General features: G+C 36.9%; 20 protein-coding genes. 10 read left to right on the top strand and 10 right to left on the bottom strand.

Annotation, left to right across the window (positions count from 1 at the left end):
- Positions 1–23: 23 nt before the first annotated feature.
- From AB8S09_RS08025 to AB8S09_RS08005, 5 genes are all read right to left on the bottom strand, one after another.
- Positions 24–950 (bottom strand): metal ABC transporter substrate-binding protein, encoded by a 927-nt coding sequence (locus AB8S09_RS08025; protein ID WP_294184563.1) that lies wholly within the window; start codon positions 948–950, stop codon positions 24–26.
- Between the two features lie 95 nt (positions 951–1,045).
- Positions 1,046–1,840, bottom strand: coding sequence for a metal ABC transporter permease (locus AB8S09_RS08020; RefSeq protein ID WP_369868885.1), 795 nt, complete (start codon positions 1,838–1,840; stop codon positions 1,046–1,048).
- Complete coding sequence (locus AB8S09_RS08015) at positions 1,833–2,735, bottom strand: metal ABC transporter permease (protein WP_369868884.1); 903 nt, start codon at positions 2,733–2,735, stop codon at positions 1,833–1,835. Before AB8S09_RS08015 ends, AB8S09_RS08020 begins: the two co-directional genes overlap by 8 nt.
- A complete protein-coding gene (locus AB8S09_RS08010; RefSeq protein ID WP_369868883.1) occupies positions 2,728–3,555 on the bottom strand; it encodes a metal ABC transporter ATP-binding protein in 828 nt (275 codons plus the stop codon). Before AB8S09_RS08010 ends, AB8S09_RS08015 begins: the two co-directional genes overlap by 8 nt.
- Positions 3,552–4,505, bottom strand: coding sequence for a metal ABC transporter solute-binding protein, Zn/Mn family (locus AB8S09_RS08005; protein ID WP_369868882.1), 954 nt, complete (start codon positions 4,503–4,505; stop codon positions 3,552–3,554). Before AB8S09_RS08005 ends, AB8S09_RS08010 begins: the two co-directional genes overlap by 4 nt.
- Before the next feature lie 145 nt (positions 4,506–4,650).
- Here AB8S09_RS08005 and AB8S09_RS08000 point away from each other — a divergent pair, with 145 nt between their 5' ends.
- The gene (locus AB8S09_RS08000; protein WP_369868909.1) at positions 4,651–5,787 is read left to right on the top strand and encodes a YibE/F family protein; all 1,137 of its coding nucleotides are present in this window, start codon (positions 4,651–4,653) and stop codon (positions 5,785–5,787) included.
- Positions 5,788–5,852: 65 nt separating this feature from the next.
- Positions 5,853–6,905, top strand: a complete 1,053-nt coding sequence (locus AB8S09_RS07995) for a stage II sporulation protein P (protein WP_369868908.1) — start codon at positions 5,853–5,855, stop codon at positions 6,903–6,905.
- On the opposite strand, the gene AB8S09_RS07990 is transcribed toward AB8S09_RS07995, so the two are convergent.
- On the bottom strand, positions 6,898–7,461 hold the full coding sequence (locus AB8S09_RS07990; protein WP_294184579.1) for an LOG family protein: 564 nt from the start codon (positions 7,459–7,461) through the stop codon (positions 6,898–6,900). The genes AB8S09_RS07995 and AB8S09_RS07990 overlap by 8 nt on opposite strands.
- A gap of 145 nt (positions 7,462–7,606) precedes the next feature.
- On the opposite strand from AB8S09_RS07990, the gene AB8S09_RS07985 reads away from it, so the two are divergent.
- Positions 7,607–8,119, top strand: a complete 513-nt coding sequence (locus tag AB8S09_RS07985) for a DUF2284 domain-containing protein (protein WP_369868881.1) — start codon at positions 7,607–7,609, stop codon at positions 8,117–8,119.
- A gap of 122 nt (positions 8,120–8,241) precedes the next feature.
- Here AB8S09_RS07985 and AB8S09_RS07980 read toward each other — a convergent pair whose 3' ends face one another.
- Positions 8,242–8,916, bottom strand: coding sequence for a CAP domain-containing protein (locus AB8S09_RS07980; RefSeq protein WP_294184583.1), 675 nt, complete (start codon positions 8,914–8,916; stop codon positions 8,242–8,244).
- A gap of 167 nt (positions 8,917–9,083) precedes the next feature.
- Between AB8S09_RS07980 and AB8S09_RS07975 the strand changes: the two genes are divergently transcribed.
- Positions 9,084–10,217, top strand: a complete 1,134-nt coding sequence (locus tag AB8S09_RS07975; RefSeq protein WP_294184586.1) for a THUMP domain-containing class I SAM-dependent RNA methyltransferase — start codon at positions 9,084–9,086, stop codon at positions 10,215–10,217.
- Between the two features lie 2 nt (positions 10,218–10,219).
- Here the strand turns inward: AB8S09_RS07975 and AB8S09_RS07970 are convergent, their stop codons facing one another.
- Positions 10,220–11,782, bottom strand: coding sequence for an ABC transporter permease/substrate-binding protein (locus AB8S09_RS07970; protein WP_369868880.1), 1,563 nt, complete (start codon positions 11,780–11,782; stop codon positions 10,220–10,222).
- Complete coding sequence (locus AB8S09_RS07965) at positions 11,779–12,909, bottom strand: betaine/proline/choline family ABC transporter ATP-binding protein (RefSeq protein WP_369868879.1); 1,131 nt, start codon at positions 12,907–12,909, stop codon at positions 11,779–11,781. Before AB8S09_RS07965 ends, AB8S09_RS07970 begins: the two co-directional genes overlap by 4 nt.
- A 228-nt stretch (positions 12,910–13,137) precedes the next feature.
- On the opposite strand from AB8S09_RS07965, the gene AB8S09_RS07960 reads away from it, so the two are divergent.
- The 3 genes from AB8S09_RS07960 to AB8S09_RS07950 are packed head-to-tail and all read left to right on the top strand — an operon-like array spanning position 13,138 to position 15,866.
- A complete protein-coding gene (locus AB8S09_RS07960; protein ID WP_294184592.1) occupies positions 13,138–13,776 on the top strand; it encodes a GntR family transcriptional regulator in 639 nt (212 codons plus the stop codon).
- A 35-nt stretch (positions 13,777–13,811) separates the two neighbouring features.
- Positions 13,812–14,492 carry a response regulator transcription factor gene (locus tag AB8S09_RS07955; RefSeq protein ID WP_369868878.1) on the top strand — a complete coding sequence of 227 codons (681 nt, stop codon included), beginning with the start codon at positions 13,812–13,814 and terminating at the stop codon, positions 14,490–14,492.
- Between the two features lie 3 nt (positions 14,493–14,495).
- On the top strand, positions 14,496–15,866 hold the full coding sequence (locus AB8S09_RS07950; RefSeq protein WP_369868877.1) for a sensor histidine kinase: 1,371 nt from the start codon (positions 14,496–14,498) through the stop codon (positions 15,864–15,866).
- On the opposite strand, the gene AB8S09_RS07945 is transcribed toward AB8S09_RS07950, so the two are convergent.
- The gene (locus tag AB8S09_RS07945; RefSeq protein ID WP_369868876.1) at positions 15,853–17,016 is read right to left on the bottom strand and encodes a YibE/F family protein; all 1,164 of its coding nucleotides are present in this window, start codon (positions 17,014–17,016) and stop codon (positions 15,853–15,855) included. The genes AB8S09_RS07950 and AB8S09_RS07945 overlap by 14 nt on opposite strands.
- A gap of 323 nt (positions 17,017–17,339) precedes the next feature.
- Between AB8S09_RS07945 and AB8S09_RS07940 the strand changes: the two genes are divergently transcribed.
- The 3 genes from AB8S09_RS07940 to AB8S09_RS07930 all read left to right on the top strand — a co-directional run bounded on the left by AB8S09_RS07940 (position 17,340) and on the right by AB8S09_RS07930 (position 23,645).
- Positions 17,340–19,598, top strand: a complete 2,259-nt coding sequence (locus AB8S09_RS07940) for a cell wall-binding repeat-containing protein (RefSeq protein ID WP_369868875.1) — start codon at positions 17,340–17,342, stop codon at positions 19,596–19,598.
- Positions 19,599–19,775: 177 nt separating this feature from the next.
- The gene (locus tag AB8S09_RS07935) at positions 19,776–21,545 is read left to right on the top strand and encodes a GGDEF domain-containing protein (protein WP_369868874.1); all 1,770 of its coding nucleotides are present in this window, start codon (positions 19,776–19,778) and stop codon (positions 21,543–21,545) included.
- 15 nt (positions 21,546–21,560) lie between these two features.
- The gene (locus tag AB8S09_RS07930) at positions 21,561–23,645 is read left to right on the top strand and encodes a methyl-accepting chemotaxis protein (RefSeq protein WP_294185184.1); all 2,085 of its coding nucleotides are present in this window, start codon (positions 21,561–21,563) and stop codon (positions 23,643–23,645) included.

The raw sequence follows: 23,645 nt of genomic DNA, 5'->3' as shown, positions 1-23,645 counted from the left end.
TATAACATAGTTTCATCCGGATATTATTTCAAACTATTATAAATCATTTCCAGATTTGACTTCATGCTTTGAATGTAATTTTTATTGTCTTCTTTGCTTTCAATTGTGTATATTTTTTTTGCCTTTGCTCCCACTTCTTTTGCCAGGGTATTGGAAACCTTGGGGCTCACCATATCTTCCACAAATATGGTTTTTATATTGTTCTGCTTGCAGTAATTTACAAGCTGTGCCAGTTTTTGTGAAGAAGGTTCTCCTTCTGCAAATACGCCTTCGACACTGTTTTGTTTTAATCCAAAGTCTCTGCAGAGATATGCAAAAGCAGCATGTCCAGTTACAAAATTTTTATTCTTGACATTGGAAAATTTTGTACTGTATTCGCGGTAGAGATCGTCCAGCTGTTTTGAAAAATCCCTGTAATTTTTTTCATAAAAATTCTTATTTGAAGGATCAGCTTTAACCAGGGCATCCTTTATGTTTTTTGATTGAATTTTGGCATTTTTTAGACTTATCCATGCATGGGGATCATATTGTCCATGTTCTTTTATTTCGTCTGCGCTGGTATTTTTAATTGGAGTTATCCCTTTTGAAGCATCTACTGTAACCAGTTTTTTGTTATTTGAAGAATTTATAACTTTATCCTTCCATGATTCCATTCCAAGTCCGTTGTATACAAATACGTCTGCGCTGCTTAAAACTTTGAGATCTTTTGTTGTAGGTTCAAAATCATGTGGCTCAGTACCGTTTGGAATTATGGTTGTTATATCTATTTTGTCCTTTCCGATGGCTGAAGCAAATTCCCGCATTGCATTAAAGGATACAACTACCTTGGGTTTTGATTTGCCTTGATTGCCTGAGGTTGTACCACCACTTGAATTGGCACATCCTGAAAAGATAAACATGATACTGCTTAAAATGGCAGCCAGTACGAGCAGCCTATTTTTTTTAAACATTTTATTACCTCCTTAAAAATATATAAACAAAGATGTGTAAATGCAATTAATTTGCATTTACACATCTTCCATTATAATTTAGAATTTTATTATTGTCAAGAAATAGAAGCCAATTTAAAATGATGGATTATCCTTGAACATGCATAGATAATTGCCCCTATTACGGATACAAAAAATCCAAGAGGCCATCCTAAAAAGTAGGCAAATACAAGAGAGATCCAGACTGTAGATACTGAAAAAATCAGTGACAATATCATGACCTTAAAAGGATTGCTTGTAATATATATACTGGCGGCAGTGGGCTCTATAAGCAGGCTAAAGCACAGCAGTGCACCTACCACGGGGACTGCAGCTGCAGTAACCAGGGCCACTGTCAGTATAAACAGCATTTCTATCAATTTGACTGATATACCCCGTGATTCTGCTATACCTTTTGAAATACTTTCAAGCAGGAGGGGTCTATACAAAAAAGCCATACATATCAAACAGGCAATTGTGAGTACAATAGTGCTGAAAATTTGATCTGTACTGACACCGAGTATCTGGCCAAATAATAGTGCATAAGAACCGGCTGCATATTTATTTGTAAGTCCAAGAAAAAGTGCACCAAATCCAAGTCCCCCAACTAATATGAGAGCTGTTATGACATCATTATGTTCCTTTTTTCCGAGAGCTCCTATTAAAAGCGCACCTATTACGGCAAATATGGATAAACCGTAAATTGGGTTTTTGTTTAAAAGAATGGCACCTGCTCCACCTGCAAAACCAATTTGAGGTAATGCATGTGCAACAAATGAATAACTTTTAATTACTATGAAGAACCCTACGAACGAACATAAAATGGCCACAAGAGTTCCGCTGATCCATGCATGAACCATAAATTCACTCATAATGTGCAACAACTCCTCTGTGTTTTGATGCTATCGGCTTTAAAAATTCTTTGTAAAATCTTACTACAAGGTAAAAGCCCAGTATTATAACTGAAACAAAAAAACTTACGGGCCATCCACGTCCGAAAGGAGGCCAGTGGTAACTGTCATAGGATAAAATTATCCCCAATATTATGGATACTGAACCTAAAACTGCTGAAATCAACATTGCAGTTTTGATGTTGTCGGTAATGCGAATTGCTGCTGCGGCAGGGCCAATGACCAGTGCAGTGCTTAGCAGGGCACCTACTATAATGGAGTCTTCCTCAACTACAAGTGACATTAAAATAATGAATATGAAATTTATCATGGAAACTTTAATTCCACGTACAAATGCCATGGAGTAGTCGATGGAACACATTAGAAGGGGCCTGTATATTGCCAAAAATATTATGATAATAATAGCTGTTATGAGTATTACCATGTGGATTGTAAATCTATCAACCAGGAAAACAGAGCCAAATAATACCGTCATGGGGGCATTGGCCTTACCTGTGAGGTTTGTATCAAAATATAAAAATAATGCCTCAACTCCAAGAGCTACTGAAAGTACTATTCCCGTAGCTAAATCCCGTTCTTTAAATCTATTCCCTAAAAATTCCATACATACTGCTGCAGCAGTACCAAAGCCGATAAATCCCCACAGGCTATTTATTCCCAGCAAAAATGCTGCGGCTGCGCCTGTGCCCCCAAAGTCGGACACGGCATGGCTTGCAAAAGACTGACCTCTCAGAATCACAAATACACCTACTATCCCAGATACTGCGGCTGTGACAACACCTGCAGTTAGCGCATTCATTACCTCTGTGCTCTGGAAAAAACCTGGAGCAAAAATGAATTCTATCAATTTATTCAACTTTCACTTTTCCTCCTTTCATATCGGAGGGATTCTGTGATCCAATGACTAAAATTCTTCCATTAATATGGAGTACTTCAATTTTATATCCGTACAATTTACTCAGTACATCACTGCGGAATATATCATCCACTTTTCCGATTACTGAGCTCCTGCCGGCCAGATACAATACTCTATCCATTGCGCCTAAAAGCGGGTTCATGTCGTGGGCCACCAGAATAACTGCAACTTTCCTTCTGTTTGAGATCTGTGAGACAAGATGCACAATTTCATAGGAACTTTTGATATCAAGGCTTGACAGCGGTTCATCCAATAACAAGAGCTGTGGATCCGTTAAAAGTGCCTGTGCAATTAACAGCCTCTGCTGTTCTCCTCCTGACAGTTTGCCTACCGGGAAATCCGCATATCTGGCTGCATCTACAAGTTCCAGCATCGTATTTACTTTATTGTTTTTTTTCTTGCTTGGCAGAGGTATTCCCCACTTGTTGCCGTCGAGTCCAAGTGCTGCCAGATCTCTTCCTCTTAAGGGCATACCAGGATCCAAATATATCTTTTGAGGCACGTAGCCAATTGTAATTTTTTTGGGGTTCCCGTTTTTATCGAATGTATTTACATTTCCGCTGCTCGGCGGCAGTAGACCTAGAATAACCTTTAACAGGGTAGATTTTCCGGCACCGTTTGATCCTATAAGGCCGATAAACTCGCCGGGATATATGCAGAAATTTATGTTTTTCAAAACCTGTTTTTTACCGAAATTGACGCCTATATTATCCAGCGATAATATAGGCTTGTTCTTTTCTGGAATATCATAGTTCATCATGACATCTTCTCCGTGGAAACACCATTTTTCAAAGCTTTAAGCAAATTCTTGGCTTCGTCTTCCATCCATGTCTGATAATTGTGTTTAGGAGGCATGGTTTCATATACCCCAACTACGGGGACTTTATTTGCCCTGGCAATTTTTAATTGATTTTTTGCAGCGTCATCCACCGCCTGCTGGTTGTATAAAAATACCTTGACTTTTTTATTTTTTAGTAGATCCTGCTGCATTTTAACGTCCTGCGGTGAAGGATCCGTTCCATTCATCACAGCTGTTTGAAATGTCCAGGGAGTTTTTGTGTCCACTCCGGCTGCATTTAACATATAGTCAGCTACCGGTTCAGTAACTGCCACGCCAGCTTTGCTGTAATTTTTCTTTATTTCGTTTAAAACGTCAGTATAGCCTTTCATGGAATTATTGAACTTAGTTAATCTATCCTCGAAATACTTTTTTTGGTCTGGATTTTGTTTTTCCAGATTTTCAGCGATGAGTTTAGCTACCTTGGGCATAACTTTTGGATCATACCAAAGATGTGGATTGGGTGTATTTTTAGAATAGCCAAGTGATTTTCCAACATCTATTACGGTTCTCTTTGAATTTGAAGATCCAGATTCCAGTTTATTCATGAAGTCGTCATAGCCTATGCCGTTTTGAACGATTAATTCAGCTTTGCTCACCGCATTTGCATCCTTTGTATTGGATTCATATGAATGCGGATCAGCACTTAGATTGTTCATGATTGAAGTTACGGAAACATATTCTCCTCCAATTTGTTTTATGACATCCGCATATTCATTTTCAGCACCTACAGCTTGTATAGTTTTTTCTGACTTGGCAGAAGAAGGACCGCCGCAGCCTGTTAAAGAGATTGAAAAGAAAATTATTACAGTAAAAATTGCCAATAATTTTTCCAAACCATTGGCTTTACTTTTAATATTAAATTTTTTCATTCTATCACTCCTCCATATGTAAATGCAATTGATTTGCATTTACACACATGATACTTCCACATTCTTATTTTGTCAAGTACCGAAATCCAATGTTATATTTTTGAAATACTTGAATATTATTTAATAAACATTAAATTTAGGGGTGATGAAGTTGTTTAAAATACGTAAATGCTTTCTGTTTGTAGTACTTCTCGTAATTCCAATAGTTTTATTTTGTACTATTCCAGTAAAAGCGGGGGGAAGTGAAAGTGAGAACAATAGTATAGAAAATACGGTAAAAGGTAAGGTTTTGAATGTGAGATCCTCGAGCAATGCAAATAGTGAAGAGAAAAATGTCATGGAAAAGCAGCAAAAGTTGAAGGTGGAAGTTCTGGAGGGAAAGCATAGAGGTGAAAAGGTCGATATAATACATACTATCCAGCCGTCAAAGCCGGATAATATAGAATTTAAAACAGGTGATGAATTATTTCTGTCGATAAGTGAAGATAATAGCGGAAAAATAAATGAAGCGAGTGTGTACCAGGTGGTTAGACAAAATCACTTATTTCACTTGCTTGTATTTTTTATGATATCAATTGTTGCAATAGGGGGAATAAAGGGCTTTAAATCCCTGATAACACTGGCAATAACCTGTTTGATAATTGTAAAAGTATTTCTGCCGCTGATTTTACAGGGGTATAACCCTATTCTTGTTTCAACTGCTGTTTGTATTGCCATAACGGTGATAAGCCTTATCATAGTAAGCGGGTTTAATAGAAAAACAACGGCATCAATTTTAGGAACAAGCAGTGGAGTAATCATAGCAGGTGCCATAGCATATATTTATATTAATTTTACAAGTGTGTCCGGAGTTGGGACGGAAGATGCCCAGCTGCTTATGGACTCGCTTTTGAAGGGAACTTTAAACTTCAAGGGAATTTTATTTGGGTCAATACTTATTGGTACTTTAGGTGCAGTTATGGACATAAGCATGTCTATAGCTTCAACCATGAATGAATTGAGAGAAAACAACCCGAGAATTTCAAGCAGGAATATTGTAAAAGCTGGAATGAGTGTAGGGAGAGATACTATAGGTACAATGACGACTACTTTGATACTGGCCTATATCAGCAGTGCTGTATTCTTGGTATTGGGGTATATGGTAAGTAAAAGCAGTTTTGCCGATATAATAAATCAGGACATGATTGCTTCGGATGTAATAAAAACTTTTGCGAGCAGTATAGGGCTTATATTTACAATTCCAATCACTGTTTTTGCTTATTGGGTTTTGGATAAGAGATAGATATCTGCAGCGAATTTCAATTATGAAAGGGGGAAAGCTGCTTTTTGTTTAAAGCAGTGAATGTGTTGAATTATAAAAAATTTAGCAGAAAAGATAAACCTGGATTTGAGTTGTTCAATTTGATTATAAGCTTGATATTTGTGATTGTACTGCCCTATTTGGTTGAAGCCAGCAGTAACCCCAGTAAAAATGTCAGGGGAAATATGATGTATGTGCAAATATTAAATTATGCAATGCCTGCAGTTAAAGCCACTTGTTTTGATGAAGAGGATATGGCGGAAAATAATTTTTCTTTAAAAAATCTAATACTTGAACCATTCAATATAAACTCCAAAAGCCCACTCAGTATATTGGGAAGAGAAGTGGCTTTTCTGGGAAAGGATGTTTCAGGTAATGGTACAAGTGAATTCAAGCTGGATGATAAACAGATATCCAAAGTGAATGACGGTAAAAATTTGAGCAGGGGAGACAATTCTTCCGGTAGTGCAGATGTATTCGATCCGAGTTTGAAAAGAAAGATGAATGTGGAGAAACCGGATATACTTATCTATCACACTCACACTACGGAAAGTTATAAACCGGGGGATGCAAATAGTTTTGATGACAATAAGAATGTATGTGCCGTGGGACAGCAGCTGGTGACAGAGCTCAACAAATATGGAATATCTGCAATAAATGACACGACCGTCCACGATGCCCAGGGATATACCCAAAGCTATGCAAGATCTTCCGTAACTTTGGATAAATATTTGAAAAAATATGGAGATTTTAAACTTATAATAGATATGCACAGGGATTATGCCGAAGATAAAAATTCTGTAACGGTAAAATTAAATGGAGAAAATGTTTCTAAGTTCATGCTTGTTATGACTAAGAAAAATCCCCATTTTAACGAAAATATGAGGCTGGCAAACCAGATAGTGGATCTTTCAAATAAATTGTATCCCGGATTTTCAAGAGGTATCAATTTGGATTATAATTATGGAACCAGGTATTTCAACCAGGGAATGAGCGGCAATGCAATACTTATGGAAATTGGCTCCCAGATAAATACCACGGATGAATCCAAAGCTTCAACAAAATATATAGCCAGAATAATCGCCCAGATCATCAAGTGATTTGGTTACGGCTGGATTCGTAAATTTTCATATTGACTATGAGTTCATGAGGATTTTCTGAAACAAGCAGAAATTTTAGACTGTGCCTGTTTATAAAACCTTCTTTACAGGAATTTTCGATCATTTTTAAAAGAGGATCAAAAAACTGGTTTACGTTTAGTAGTCCTATGGGTTTTTTATGAATTCCAAGTCTGGCCCAGCTTATGGTGTCAAATAGTTCTTCATAGGTGCCGAGGCCTCCTGGAAGAGCTATAAACCCGTCAGAAAGTCTGGACATTGTTTCCTTCCTTTCACTCATGTTTTCAACATAGATGGTTTTAGTTAAGTTTTGATTTGGTGACTCGTTTGGAAGAAGTATTTTCGGAATGATTCCAATAACTTTTCCACTATTTTTCAAAACTTCACTTGAAACCTGACCCATGAGTCCGGAACTGGAACCTCCGTATACGAGCTGTATATGCTCTTTGGACAGTTCCACCCCGAGCAGTCTTGCAGCTGAACTGTATTCTCTACGTATGCCAGAATTTGAACCGCAGTATACACATATACTTTTCATATTGTTAGTCCTCCTGATTTTATTATTATATAGAAAAACAAGTACAATTGATAATTATACATTAAATGAGATATAATTATCAATCTCCGGTTTATTTATTGTATAATTGTTTCAGGATGTACTTATAAAATTGGAGGGATTCCAGGTGAAGGATGATTTGAAAAAATATATTGAAATGGCAAAGAAACTTGGGGCACATGATGCTAAGATAATTGATACGGATACCGTAGAGACGGCTGCATGGACAATAATGAAATGTAAGTTTGGATGTAAAAACTATAACAGGAGTAACTGCTGTCCGCCCAGAGCTCCTTCTTATGGTGATACTCAGGATATAATAGACTGTTACAGCAGTGCTCTTCTTATACAGTGTAAACTGGATCTGGTCTCTACCACCAAAATTGTAGTCGAGATGGAGAGAAAAATTTTTTTGGATGGATACTATAAGGCTTTTGGATTTGGTGCAGGACCCTGTAAATTGTGCGAGGAATGTGATATAGGAAACTGCAGGCATCCTGCTGAAGCAAGGCCTTCCATGGAAGCTTGCGGCATAGATGTTTTTGCTACAATAAAGGCAAATGGGTTTCCAATAGGTGTATTGAAGGATAAAAATGGGGAAGATGAGATCAATTGTTATGGATTAGTGCTTGTTGAATAACTGCATACAGTAATGATTTAAAAGGGATGGCCAAGCAGACCATCCCATACATATTTTTAAAATTGGAGTTGACTAATAACTGTGTGAACAGTTATACTAAAAAATGGTTGAGTGAAATTTGGTTATTTGCCGGGATTTATGAACATCTGAACCCAATAGGGAGTTCCATTTTTATTTCTAAAAATTCCCACTCCAATTTCTGTAAAATTGGAATTTAGTATGTTTGCCCGGTGACCTGGAGAATTCATCCAGGAATTCATTACTTCTTCAGGAGTTTTCTGGCCATAGGCTATGTTTTCACCTGCTGCTGTATAGCTTATGCCAAATTTTTTCATCATGTCGAAAGGTGACCCGTAAGTAGGCGAAGTGTGGCTGAAATAGTTTTTGTCAGCCATATCCTGTGACTTGACTGCTGCCACCTTTGATAATTCAGCATTGGCTTTAAGAGGAGCTAGTCCATTTTTACTTCTCTCTACATTGACCAGTTTTATAACTTCACTTGCCTCCGCATTTACATCAGAAGATTGTCCATTATTTTGTACCGGTTTTGCAGGTGATGAAGTACTTGAATTTATATTATTAGAATTTTTGTTTTCAGCTGATTTTTCCAGTGTGGAAATTTTCAAATTGCCAGCTTGGCTATATTTAGCCAGTGTGTCTTTTGATAGAGTCAGCTGATTTACCAAGTTAGAGTTGGGACATGTGTTTTCAGCTGCTTTTGATACAACAGGTGTAAGGGCTGGTATAGTTCCAGCTATGACCATTGCTGCAATTATCGATTTGACTTTTTTATTCATAAAAATAAACCTCCAAAAATTTTGACTTGAAAATTAAGAACTTATTTTAGAGTATAGATAATAAATATGAATATTGTGTCACTATTTTGTAAATGCAGTAAAAACATTTCAAATAATTGTAAAAACATTTTGGAAACAGCAGTTAATATTTGAATAGGGGGAACAATATGGAATATACATTGATTGCAACATCTACCTTTGGATTGGAGTCTGTGGTTGCCGGTGAACTCAAGTCCCTCGGGTATGAAAACTTGAAAGTTGAAAATGGGAAAGTTATTTTCAGCGGAGACGAAATGGATATAGTTACCTGCAATTTATGGCTCAGGACTGCAGACAGGGTACTTATAAGAATGGCGGAGTTCAAGGCGGAGAGTTTTGAGGAACTATTTCAAGGTACACTTTCTGTTGATTGGTGGAGTTTAATGCCCGAGGATGCCTTTATGCATGTGACGGGGAAATCCATAAAATCAAAATTACACAGTGTACCTGACTGTCAGTCCATAGTTAAAAAAGCCATAGTGGAATCCATGAAGAGCAGATATCATATGGAAAAATTTGCTGAGGATGGAGTTGAGTACAGGATAGAAGTTGCCATCCTGAAGGATATAGTTACTCTGACGGTGGATACATCCGGAGAGGGGTTGCACAAGAGAGGGTACAGGAGAAATGCAGGGGAAGCACCTATTAAGGAAACTTTGGCAGCTGCCATGGTACTTTTGAGCGGATGGGAACCTTCAAGGGTGCTTGCAGATCCGATGTGTGGTTCAGGAACTATTGCCATTGAGACCGCATTGATAGGAAAGAACATAGCCCCGGGACTGAATAGAAATTTTATCTCTGAACAGTGGAACATAATTCCACAGTATCTGTGGAGAGACTTGAGAAAGTTTGCAGCAAATTCCATAAATAATAAAAAATTTAGAATTTTGGCATCGGATATAGATGAAAGAGTGCTTAAAACTGCCGGAAACAATGCTAAAAAAGCGGGAGTACAGGATTATATATCATTTCGAAAACTGCCTGTACAGAATTTCAGCTCAGATGAAAGCTGTGGATTTATAATAAGCAACCCGCCTTACGGGGAAAGGCTGGGGGAGCTTAGGGAAGTGGAAAAACTTTATGGAGATATGGGCAAAGTGTTTTCAAGGCTTAAAAACTGGAACTATTTCATAATAACTGCCCATCGCAAATTTGAAAAATATTTCGGGAGAAAATCTGATAAAAACAGAAAACTTTATAATGGAAGGTTAAAATGTTATTATTATCAGTATTTTGCCGGAAACAGTTCCAGTCAAATTTAAAATTACTTGACAAGATTTTGTGATTTCAGGAATTCGTGAGCTACTGTGTCGGGTTTTTGGCCTAAACTGTCGACTTTATAGTTTAATTCCATCATGGTTTTATCGTCAATTTTTCCACTTAACCTGTTCAGAATATCCTGAAGTTCAGGGTGTTTTTCTAAAGTATCCTCTCTTATTATAGGTGCGGCATAATAGGGTGGAAATACTTTTTTATCATCTTTCAGCACCTTTAAATTGAATTGCTTTAGCAGTCCGTCTGTGGAAAAGGCATCAATCACGTCGGCTTTTTTTTGGTTTAATGCGGTGTATCTGAGTCCCCCGTCTACACTTTTGATTTCCTTGAAATTAATACCGTATACTTCTTCAAGAGGCTTTAAAGTATCTGCCCTCCCTGAAGTGAATTCCATAGTGCAGCTCAATCTTAAATTGTTGCTTATTTTTGCAAGATCGGATATGGTGTTCAAATTGTATTTTTTAGAAGTGTCCTGGGATACTGCCAGTGCATAGGTATTGTTGAAACCAATTGGCTTTAACCACTTTATTTTAAAGTTTTTATCATAATAATCTTTTACGGTATTGTATGTTTTATCTGGATCACTTATTAGACCGTGCTTCATTACATCCATGAGCCCAGTACCTGTATATTCTACACTTACATCTACATTTCCGGATTTTAAGGCGTTGAATACTATATTCGTACCACCCAGATTGGGCTTGTAATCTACTTTTAAATTGCTGTTCTTCTCAATGAGTTCTCCAACCATATCCACCAATATAATCTGTTCAGTGTAGTTTTTTCCACCTACTACTACCTTGTTTTTCGTATTATTATAGTAAAATATAGAAGTTGATACTATTATGATGCAGAGTATTATTGCTGCAGCTCTCTTGAATTTCAATGGGATTTTTTTCTTTTTTGTTCTGGCTGAAGATCTCCTGGTTGCTGATTTTTCAATCTTGCCTATTATAAAATCTATTAAAAGCGCCAGTATACATGCTGGTATTGCTCCTGCAAGTATCATATAGTTGTTGATGCTCTGTACTCCTGTAAATACCATATATCCGAGTCCTCCGGCACCTACGAATGCAGCTATGGTCATAAGGCCCACTGCCGTAACTGCAGATATTCTTATGCCCGCCATTATTATTGGAAGTGCCAGGGGAAGCTTTACTATTTTAAGTATTTGAGATTCAGTCATGCCCATTCCCTCTGCGGCTTCTATGATATTGGGATCTATACTTGATAATCCGGTATAAGTATTTTTTATAATGGGAAGCAGAGAATACAAAATTACCATTACAATGGCAGGTTTGCTTCCAATGCCCAGGACGGGGATTAGAAATCCCAGCAGGGCCAGACTTGGAATTGCCTGTATTACATTTGCAATGCCTATTATGAATGAAGATAATTTTTTGTTGTTTTCTATGAGCATTCCCAGAGGTACACCTATCAATATGGCTATAACTACTGACAGAAAGGTAAGTTCGACATGCTGGAGGAAGAGATTTAGAATATCACCTGCTCTGCTTGAAATAAAATTGTAAAAACCTATGATTGAATTCATTGTTTGTCCTCCTCTGTATCTAGAAATTGAGTGCTCAGTACTGTTATAAGACTGCTTCTGGTAATAAGCCCTGTTAACTTGCCATTCTTGTTTAAAACGGGTACATATCCTATGTCATTATCATTTATTTCTTTGAGTATATCTACTATATTGTCTTCTTCGTATACTGTAAATATATTTTTTTCCATTATATTCTTCAATTTCAATGTTTTATCTATGCTTTTTCGTATGCCCTTTAAAGTTACTATTCCAAGGAGAGTTGAACTTTTGTCCACTATCATGAGACTGTCAACTTTATTTGTCTTCATTATTTCTACTGCTTGTACTATAGTTCTTTCTGAATTTGTTACCACGGGATTTGTTATCATTATATCCTTTGCCTTTATGAATTCAGGTTTATTCCAGATTCTGTTTTTACCTATAAATTCTTCTACAAAACCATGGGATGGATTTTTCAATATGTTCTCGGGGGTGTCAAATTGAAGTACGGTTCCGTCTTTCATTATACATATTTTATTTCCAAGTTTTATTGCCTCGTCCATGTCATGGGTGACAAATACTATGGTTTTTTTAAGATCCTGCTGCAGGTTGAACAGTTCGTCTTGAAGCTGGTTTTTGCTTATGGGATCAAGGGCGCTGAAGGGTTCATCCATAAGTATTATGTCCGGGTTCATGGCAAAGGCCCTTGCTACTCCTATTCTCTGCTGCTGGCCGCCGCTTAACTCGTCTGGATACCTGTTTAAAAATTCACTTGAGTTCATACCTATCATTTCCATAAGTTCCTTCATTCTTTTTTCTATCTTGTTCTCAGGCCATTTCTGAAGTTTTGGTATCAGTGCTATATTTTCTCCTATTGTCATGTGGGGAAATAGACCGATTTGCTGAATCACGTACCCAATTCTTCTCCTGAGTTCTATGGTGTTCTCTTCTTTTATATTTTTATTGTTTATAAAAATGTCGCCGGAAGTGGGAGTTATGAGCTTGTTTATCATTTTTAAAGTAGTGGTTTTTCCACAACCGCTGGGGCCAATCAGCACTACTAATTCTCCGCTGGGTATTTTCAGATTTATATTTTTCAATACTTTTTTACCTTTAAAGGATTTAGTTATATTTTTGAATTCTATCACGACGAAATATCCTCCATTCTATTTATAATTTCCATGTACCGCGCAGAGGGAAATCGATAAAGAAACAATTTGATCATACCATAAAAGTTGTTACTTGTCATTAATAGTTTATTTTTTCGGATTGTATTTACATGATGGAAATAATAATTTATACTATTTATTGATTTAGTGAAATATTTTGAGGGGAGGTTTATTTTAGGTAATCATTATCTAAAAATAGGATTTAATATGTCAGTAGAATCAGAATATGCGGTAAAACCTATATATCAAAAAATAGCTATAGATATAGCCAACAGGATAATAACTGGAGATCTTTCGGTAGGTGACAGGCTTCACGGGAGATCATCACTTTCAAGCCATTATAACGTTTCGCCCGAAACTATAAGAAAGGCCATTATTCTTTTAAATGATATGGATATAGTAGAAGTGGCTAAGGGAAGTGGGATTACTATAAAATCCGTAGATAATTGTCTAAAATTTATAAAAAAATTTAGAAATATGGATTTCCTTAATCTGTCAAAAAAAGAGATCCTGGATTTGTTTAAGAAGAAAAATGAATTGGAAAAGGAAATCAGGAAAAAGATAAATGAATTTACCGATTATTCCAATAGATTTATAAACTCCAATCCCTTTATGCCCTTTGAATTCAAGGTTTACAAGGGACTGGAAATTGTCGGCAAAACCATCTCTGAGAGCAGGTTCTGGCAAAATACAAATGCCACTATAATAGGCATCAGGAGAGGGAGGGATTTGATTCTTTCCCCGGGACCCTATGCCGTATTCAAAGAAAATGATATTTTGCTGACAATAGGCGAGGAGAGCAGTTATTGTAAAGTCAGGAAATTTTTATACGGTGATGACAAGTGATTATTTTATATATGATTGATGTTTGAGGTGGTTTTTTGGAAAACTATAAGATACTTATAATAGAAGATGAAAAGAAAATGTCCATGTTTATGCAGATGGAGCTTGATCACGAGGGATATACTACTGATGTCGAGTATAATGGGAGAGAAGGATTAAAAAAGATACAGGAGGGAAATTATGATCTGGTACTCCTCGATATAATGCTGCCCGGATTGAATGGAATGGAAGTGTGCAGGAGGGTGAGAAAATTTTCTAAAATTCCAATTATAATGATAACTGCAAAAGATGATGTGATGGATAAGGTAATGGGATTGGACATAGGAGCCAATGATTATATTACAAAACCCTTTGCCATAGAGGAGCTTTTGGCCAGAATACGTGTTATAAGAAGAGACAGCGGAGAGAAATCACGGGGTTATAAGTATAAAGTGGATGGCCTCGTAATGGACACCAGGACACATGAAGTTACGAGAGACGGAAAACGTATTGAACTTACCAAAAAGGAATATGATCTCTTAAAAACTCTTTTGGAAAATAAAAATATAGTTTTAACACGGGATCAGCTGATAGAAAAGGTCTGGGGCTATGATTATTTTGATAATACCAATGTGGTCAGTGTATTCATAAGATATCTCAGAAGTAAAATTGATGATGGATTTGAAAAAAAATTAATTATCACTGTAAGGGGAGTTGGATATGTAATAAAGGGAGACTAGGTTATGAATTTAAATATTATAAAAAATGCTAAAATATCGGTAAAACTAACTGTAATATTTGCATTTATGCTATCTGTGATGCTGGCAGTATCAAATGCCTGTGTACTGCATGGGGTGAGACATTACATGTATACCCAGGCATCAAAACGTCTGGAAGACATAAACCAGATAATACTGAAGAGGATGAAGCTGAATGAAAAGTCCAGCAGCAGGTTGTTCTCTGACATAATGCCCAACGAAAACATATTCATAAAAATAATGGACAAAAATGGAAAATTGATAAATACGTCCGGCAGATTCGATTATCATTTTAGAATTTCCGGGCCATATGGAGAAGCGAGATATGTGGAAAAGCGGGAAAAACATTTTGCCTATTTAAATACAAAGGTGCCCGACAGGAATTATGGGATATTGTATGTACAGATAATCAAAGATATGGACAATGAATATAATTTTTTGAAAATATTGCTTTTTTTCATGGCCGTGGCGGATCTGGCCGGGATAGCATTATCCATTTTGCTTGGATATATAATAAGCAAAAAAATGTTGAGACCCATTGATAATATAACAAAAACTGCGGACGAAATAAGCATTAACAATTTAAAAGAAAGAATAAATATGCAGGGACCCAACGATGAACTCAAAAGGCTGGCAAATACCTTGAATAATATGATAGACAGACTTCAGATATCTTTTAAAAGGCAGACTCAGTTTGTTTCAGATGCTTCTCATGAACTCAGGACGCCTATAGCAGTGATCCAGGGATATGCTAACCTTTTGGATAGGTGGGGGAAAAATGACAAAAAAGCCCTTGACAAATCCATTGAAGCCATTAAATCCGAGTCGCACAATATGGGTGATCTGGTAGAAAAGCTGCTCTTTTTGGCCCGCAGTGACAACAGATCCCAGAAGGTGGAAAAAGATGTTTTCTATATTGATAAACTGGTAGATGAGGTTGCCGGGGAAACTAGAATTATCGACAAAAAACACATCATATCAAATCACAGCAGTAAAAATATACAGGTTATTGCAGATTACAAACTTGTAAAACAATTGATCAGGATATTTATAGACAATAGTATAAAATTTACGCCGGAACGTGGGAAAATAGATATAAGCTCTGTTAAATTCGGAGAATATGTCAACATATCTGTAACCGACACCGGTGTGGGAATTCCAGAGGATGAAATTCCCAAGATATTTGACAGGTTCTACTGTGTGGATAAATCCAGATCCAAAGATATTGGAGGGAGCGGTCTTGGATTGTCTATTGCAGTGCAAATTGTGAATATCTACAATGGAACCATCAGCGTTGAAAGTAAAGTTGGAAAGGGAACCAGGGTGACTGCAAGTTTGGATATTATATGGAATTAAATTTGTTGTGTAATCTCGTGGTGATCTGTGCGGAAATAAACGACACTATTGGAACTGTGAAAATTACTGTCATGCTTCCCGTAAGTCCTTGAATTATTTCAAGACTTACCATATCCATATTGATGAGCTGGTTATAGCTTAAATTGTAGGAGTAAATTATTATAAGCATACTCAGGGAAGCTCCAGCAAAGGCCAGGATAAGTGTATTTGCCATGGTTCCCATCATATCTTTCCCTACATTCAATCCTGATCCAAATAATTCTTTCCTGCTGATTTTAGGATTTGACATATATATTTCCTGTACGGAAGATGCTATGGATATGCTGATGTCCATCACAGCTCCTAGGGAAGCTATTAAAATTCCTGCCGTTAAAAGTCCATACACCTTCATGCCGGATACATTGGAGATCATGTTCAGACTTTCCACCTGGGTTAGGTTTAGACCTGTCAAATGTGCAAGGTGCCCGAATATAACTTCAATTATACCTGCGATTATAACTCCGGCCAGTGTTCCAAGTATTGCAGACAGTGTTTTTGTACTTTTGCCATTTAGCAAAAAAAGTGAAACACAGCTGGTTATGATTATCATGATTATGGCAGATAAAACCGGAGAGTATCCCCTGTAAAGCATGGGAATAAACAAAAATATGACGCAGCAAAGAGTAAATATAAGTCCCAAGACCGATTTGAACCCTTTTTCTCCCCCCACTATACACAGCAGGGCGAAGAATATTAAAATAAATATATACTGTACCGGTGCCCTGTAGTAATTATAAACTGTCACATTGTAAGAGCCGTTTCCGGCAGTAGCTATATCCACTATGACCTTCATGCCTTTTTTTAAATATACGTTATGGGTGTCACTTAAATAATTTGTGACATTTTTTATTTCACCTCTGTGTTCCCCTGAAAGGATTTTCAATCTTACCTGCTGGCTTCCAAAATATATATTTTTGGACTCGTTGAATTGTTTTAGAGAATTATTCTTTATTTCCAGTACCTGGGCTTTTTCATATTTTATGTTAGCTTTGCCGTTTTGTCTGTTATAGGTTACGGGATGGCTGACGTTGAAGCTATATAAAAAAATACCAAATACCAATATGGCAGCTATGTAAAATAATATTTTAAATATTTTTGAAGAATTTGTCATGTCTGTTCCTCCATATGTTTTAGTATCTATTCATTATATTGCTTAATTGGAATGAAACCATAAAGATCGTGTAAAGTTTAAGTTAAATATAAAAATGTTATGATTATTTTACATTGAATTTACATGAACATGACAGATAGAAATTTTACAAGGTGATACTATAAAAACTGTATGGGGTGGACGGAAATTGAATTGGTCTGCAACGTATAACATATCTATAAGGGGGAGTTTCATGAAACATTATTTAAAAAAGACAGCATTATTTTTACTCTGCTGCTCACTTGTGTTTGNCAACGTATAACATATCTATAAGGGGGAGTTTCATGAAACATTATTTAAAAAAGACAGCATTATTTTTACTCTGCTGCTCACTTGTGTTTGCAGGTACTGCAATACCAATGTCTGCTAATGCGGCTACAGGTGAGAATACTACAACAAATCAATCAATTACCTCTGAAGGGGAAACCTCTGCCAATATCAAGGATATAACTTTTGCACCAGGTAAAGATGTATCACAGGTTGATTTCACCTGGTATTCCAATAATAAGACATCGGATCCTGAAGTACAGATTGCATTGAAATCCGATATGACAGGAAGTGAATTCCCGGAAAGCAAAGCTAAGTCGTTCAAAGGAAGCAAATCCGATGGAAATGACGGCTATGTTTCCAATAAAGTTACAGTTACAGATTTGAAACAGGCTACCGAATATGTATATCGTGTAGGTGATGGTACTACGTGGAGTTCTGTCAATAATTACACTACGCAGAATATATCCAGCGGTTTTAGTTTCCTTTTTGCAGGAGATCCGCAAATTGGTGCAGGCGGTGATATAAATAAAGATACAACAGGATGGGTTGATTCTGTTAAAAAGGTAACAGATAAATTTCCTACAAGCAGTTTTATACTGTCCATAGGAGATCAGGTCAACAACGGCAAAGAACTCAATGGACAGACGAATGAACTGGAATATGACGGATACTTCAAACCGGAACAGATAAAAAATATTCCCGTTGCCGCAATTCCCGGAAATCATGAAGGATATGGAGTAGGGCATATTACACATTTCAATTCTCCAAATATGTCTGATAAGTACGGCATTTTTACGAATAACGGCTATGAATCTGACAACAGTAATGGAACGACAGGAAATGACTATTATTTTGTATATGGGAATACACTTTTTATGATGCTCAACAGCAATGATATAAATGCAGAAGATCATAAGGAGTTTATGCAGCAGGCCATAGCTGCAAATCCGGATGCCAAATGGAGAGTAGTGGGCATGCATCATTCCATATACAGTTCTGCAAACCATGAAACTGATGCCGATATAGCAGCTAGAAGGGTAACACATCCACAGGTATTTCAGGAGCTTGGAGTAGATGTAGTTTTAGATGGACATGATCATTGCTATACCAGATCTTACCAGATGGAAAATGATCAGGCAGTAAGCGGAAAAGATGATACCAGTGTTACTGATCCAAATGGTGTGCTCTATATAACTGCCAATTCGGCCAGTGGAAGTAAGTATTATGAGATTCAGGAGCCAAATTACAACAATTACTACGAGGCTAAGAAAGAACAGGACAAAGTTCCTACATTTTCCAATATAAGTGTGACGGATAAGAGTTTTACGATATCCACGTACAGGACTGATAATATGACTTCTATAGACAGCTATACTATAAATAAGACAAATTCTCACAAAAATGTATCGAGGATAGCAGGACAGGACAGGTATGAGACTGCAGCTAAAATATCACAGAATAACTGGGATGAAGCAGGGGCGGCTGTATTGGTTTCAGGTCAATCTTTTGCAGATGCGCTGAGTGCGGCTCCTTTTGCAAAGTCGAAAAATGCACCTATACTTTTGACTTCGAATGATACTTTAAGTGACAGTACAAAAGCAGAGCTTTCAAGACTGAAAGTTAGGACTGTTTATATAATCGGAGGTACTGGAGTAGTTTCCGATTCAATAGAAAATTCATTGAGAAATATGAAATTGGTAGTTAAGAGAATAAGCGGCAATGACAGATATGCAACTTCGCTTGCAGTTGCAAAGCAGATAGGGAGTCCTAAGCAGGTATTTATAGCTTCAGGAGAGGGATTTGCAGACGGACTTTCCGTGTCTTCATATGCGTCACTGTCAGGAAGTCCAATACTTCTTACCAATGGAAAAGAGCTAAGCAGCGACATACTTGAATATGTCAAGGACAATTCAAGCACACCTTATGTAATTGGCGGAGAGGGTGTAGTAGACGACAGCATAGTCAGCGGTCTCGGAGCTGAGAGGATATCCGGAACCGACAGATATTCTACGAATCTTGCAGTGCTTGATAAATTTGACGGAAAATATGATATGTCGAATATCTACCTGGCTTCAGGAAATGATTTTGCAGATGCACTTTCAGGATCTGCGGCAGCAGGTGAGAAAAATGCTCCTATTGTACTTGTTGGAGGATCGGACTTGAGCAATACTAAAAATTATATTCAGAAAAAGTTGAATGGAGTTGGCCAGATTACAATTCTTGGAGGAGAGGCATCCATTCCGCAGAATACTGCCAATGAGCTTTTGCAATAGCAGACAGACAGATATAAACTTGTGAAGTTACGGGAAAACAGAACTTTTACTTTAATTGTGAAATTTCTGTACCGTAGCTTTTTTTTTCAAGGACCGGGCTTAAAACATAAGATTATCATGCAATTAACAAAGTAAATATATAATTTCGTTAGTAATAGAATGCAAGAGGTGAAATATATGGAATCAAAAGATGAGAAAGAATTAAATAAAATACTGGATGCAAAGGACATTACTACGGTGTTTCAACCCATTGTATCTCTGAGGGATGCATCTATAGTTGGATATGAAGCACTCAGCAGAGGACCTGAAGATTCACCGCTGCACCTGCCTGTAAAACTTTTTCATGCGGCAGAGATTTTTGGAAAAACATGGGAGCTAGAGCTCTTGTGCAGGAAAAAGGCAATTGAAAAGGCAAATAAGATAGATAAAAACAAGCTCCTGTTTATAAATGTAGATCCTAAGATATTCAAAAACGAAAATTTTAAAAGCGGCTTCACGAAGGATTTCCTGGAGAGAAATAATATTTCTCCGGACACGATTATATTTGAGATCACGGAAAAAACAGCTATAGAAGATTATGAGGATTTTAGAAAAGCACTTGACAATTATGTAAATCAAGGTTATAAAATTGCCATTGATGATATGGGTACAGGTTATTCCGGACTAAAAACCATTATGGAAACCAGACCTCATTATATTAAAATTGATATTTCCTTTATAAAAGATATAGATAAAGACAGCTTTAAACAGAAGCTTGTAAAAACATTTGTGATGCTGGGGAAATCTACAAACATGAACATCATAGCCGAGGGGATTGAAACTGAAAACGAACTTGCAAAACTCATAGAACTGGGAGTTTGCTCAGGTCAGGGATATTTTCTGCAGAGGCCTTCGGGAACTTTTCTCGATATTTCTGAGAATGTGAGGGCAACCATAATAAAATACAATAAAATGAAGACAAACAGGTTTCAGTTTGAAAAAAACTGCATTGGAGATATAGCAAAGCAAAACCCTGATTTTCCTTCTGTAACTTCTGCTAAAGATGTAAAGAGATTTTTTGATACCTATAATATAACGGGAGTTTGTATTACAAATGGCGGCTATCCCCTCGGACTTATGATGCAGCATAACCTGGACTACGTGCTTGCCACGCAGTATGGAATTTCGGTGTTTCTCAAACGCCCCGTGTCTTTGGTGATGGATGCCAACCCGACCATAGTGGACTATAACACATCTATAAGCGAGGTGTCCAAAATTGCAATGGCCAGGGATTACAAGAAAATATACGATTATGTCATAGTTACAAAAAACAACAAGTATTATGGAATTGTAACCATAAAGGATCTTCTTGAATACACTCTGGAGTTTGAAAAGAAACATGCCAGGAATCTCAATCCATTGACCGGGCTTCCCGGAAATGAAATTATAAATAAGGTTCTCGACAATGTAATACATTCTCACAATGATTTTTTTGTCATATACGCAGATTTGAACAATTTTAAAATATACAATGATACTTACGGCTTTGAAAACGGGGATAAAGTATTGAAGCTTACTGCGGAAATCATAGAGGAACAGGTAAGCAGATGTTCCATGTACAATGGTTTTGTAGGGCACATAGGTGGGGACGATTTTGTATGTGTGCTTGAAAATGATATTGATAAGGGGCGCGGTTTGTGCAAAAAGATAATTTCAAAATTCAACAGGAAAGTGCTTGATTTTTTTAATGAAAAGGATAAAACAAATGGATACATCGAATCTTTCGATAGAAAGGGCAATAAGGATATCTTTCCACTTACGTCCATAGCCCTCGGGTGTATGTATGGAAATTTCAGCAAATTTGAAAGAGTTGACGATATTGGAGTCTGCATGAGTAAGATCAAGAAAAAAGCCAAGAAGAACAGGGGCAGCAGTTATGTTATATGTGATATCAATTCAAATAAATAAGTTGGAGGAAATGTCATGAAAAAAACAATTTTGAATTTCTTACGTATATTTGATAATTTTAGGAAAAAAACAAGCTCCCTTTTAAAGAAAAAAGTGGACAGTAATTTAATCAGCATGGACAGCGTCGTAGTGAAAATAATTCTTGAAATTGGAATACTGGTAGTATTTATCTGCGGTTTTTTTGGAATGCTGTCATATTATACTTTTTATACTGCCATGGAAAAAAATATAAATTCCTCGCTGCAGGACAAAGCCCGGGAGTCCTCCAAACTTTTAAGCTCCATTTTGCAGCAGCAAGTTCGTTCTATGACGGAGATAGCGGCTAGAAGTGAAATAAAATCCATGAATCCAGAAATTCAGGTGCCTGTTTTACAGGAAAGGGCGAACAAGCTTGGGTATTCAGGTTTGTATGCCATGGATTTAAGCGGTATGGCCTACATGCAAACTGGAGAGAAAACAAAAATGGACCTTGGGACAGGGTATTTGAAAAAAGCTGTCCAGGGCACTCCGGCTATTGACGGGCCCTATTTTAATGTAAATGGAGAGGAAATAATATCCGTGGCAGTTCCTATAAAAAATAATGCCGGAAGGACAACAGGTGTACTATTTTCAAACATAAGTACGTCTGAATTGAATAAATTTGTTCAAAGTATGAAAATTGGAAACAGTGGATACTGTTTTATAATAAATAAAGATGGGACTAAAGTTGCACATAAAAATTTGACTTTGGTTTTGAATAAGGACAATACTATAAAGAATTCCCAGAAGGACAGTTCTCTGAAAAAACTTGCTTCTATAGAAAAAAATATGGTGCAGGGCAGAAGCGGCTCCGATTACTATAGACAGAAGGGGAATGATCTTCTACTTGCCTATTCGCCTTTATCCGGTGTAAATTGGTACCTGGGACTTGTGATTGACAGAAATGAGATATTGAACTCTGTGAATTCCCTCAAATACAAGATGGCGGCAGCTACTTTGATATTTATACTGGCCGGTATTTTAATGGGGATCATAATAGCAAGTCAGATCAAAAAACCTCTCTTGAATATAAGGAAATATGCCAGGGAACTTTCAAATTTTAATCTTACATATAAAATGGATATTAAGTCCAGGGATGAATTTGGACAGACCGTGGTTGATTTGAATTCAGCACTGAAAAATATAAAATATATGATAAAATATGCAAAGGATGAAGGATTTGCTGCGCTAAATTCCAGCAAATATGTAAATAACAGATTTAGGGAATCTGAAGGCGAAATTAAAACCATATCCGATAAATCAAATGAGATAACGTCTAATATGCAGGAAGTCATGACTTCTATTGAAGAGGTTGAAAAAAGCATATTTTACATAAAACGTAAGATAGAAAATACTGTAGATGAAGCTGATTCGGGACTTAAATTGGCCGACAATATAAATAAAAAAGCTGTGAGCATGGGCGGCGAAATAGAGAATTCAGCCCGTAATATAAAAAAATATTATAGGGATTCCAGCGGAAAACTGAAAAAATCCTTTGAGACCATAAAGGTTGTAAAAAACATTTCGAAAATGCTGGATGAAATGAAAGAAGTTTCCGAGAAAACCAATATACTTGCATTGAATGCACTTATTGAAGCTTCCCGTGCCGGGAAATATGGGAGCGGTTTTATGGTGGTTGCCAAAGAGGTCAAGAAACTTGCGGATAGGTGCTCGGATATGGCGGACAATATGCAAAATGATATAAAAAATATAATTGTAGCAGTGGGCATACTTATGGATTCTTCACAGGATGTACTTGGCTTTGTTGAGGGAAAGGTCATGAAAGACTATGTTAAAATAGTGGATATGAGCAGGGAATACCAGAATGACGGGACTAAAATGGCAGCTGTCATAAAGAAATTTTATGAACTCATGGAGGGCATAAATAAGTCACAGCAGGATCTCTCCGGCATAGTGGAGGAAATAGCTGCATCCGTGAATAAGTGTACAGATGCAGTTTCCAATATATCCAGCAGTATGGATTCCATAAAGAAAGAAAATTTGGACATAGCTTTGAATACAGATAAGAATGCAAAAGAAGCTGAAAAACTTACCGGCATTGTGGGGCAGTTTAAAATATAG

The organism is Clostridium lapidicellarium (assembly GCF_041224415.1).
Lineage (GTDB): Bacteria > Bacillota > Clostridia > Clostridiales > Clostridiaceae > Clostridium_B > Clostridium_B lapidicellarium.
Note: the sequence above shows the minus strand (reverse complement) of the source record. Positions and strands in the feature narration are given on the sequence as shown.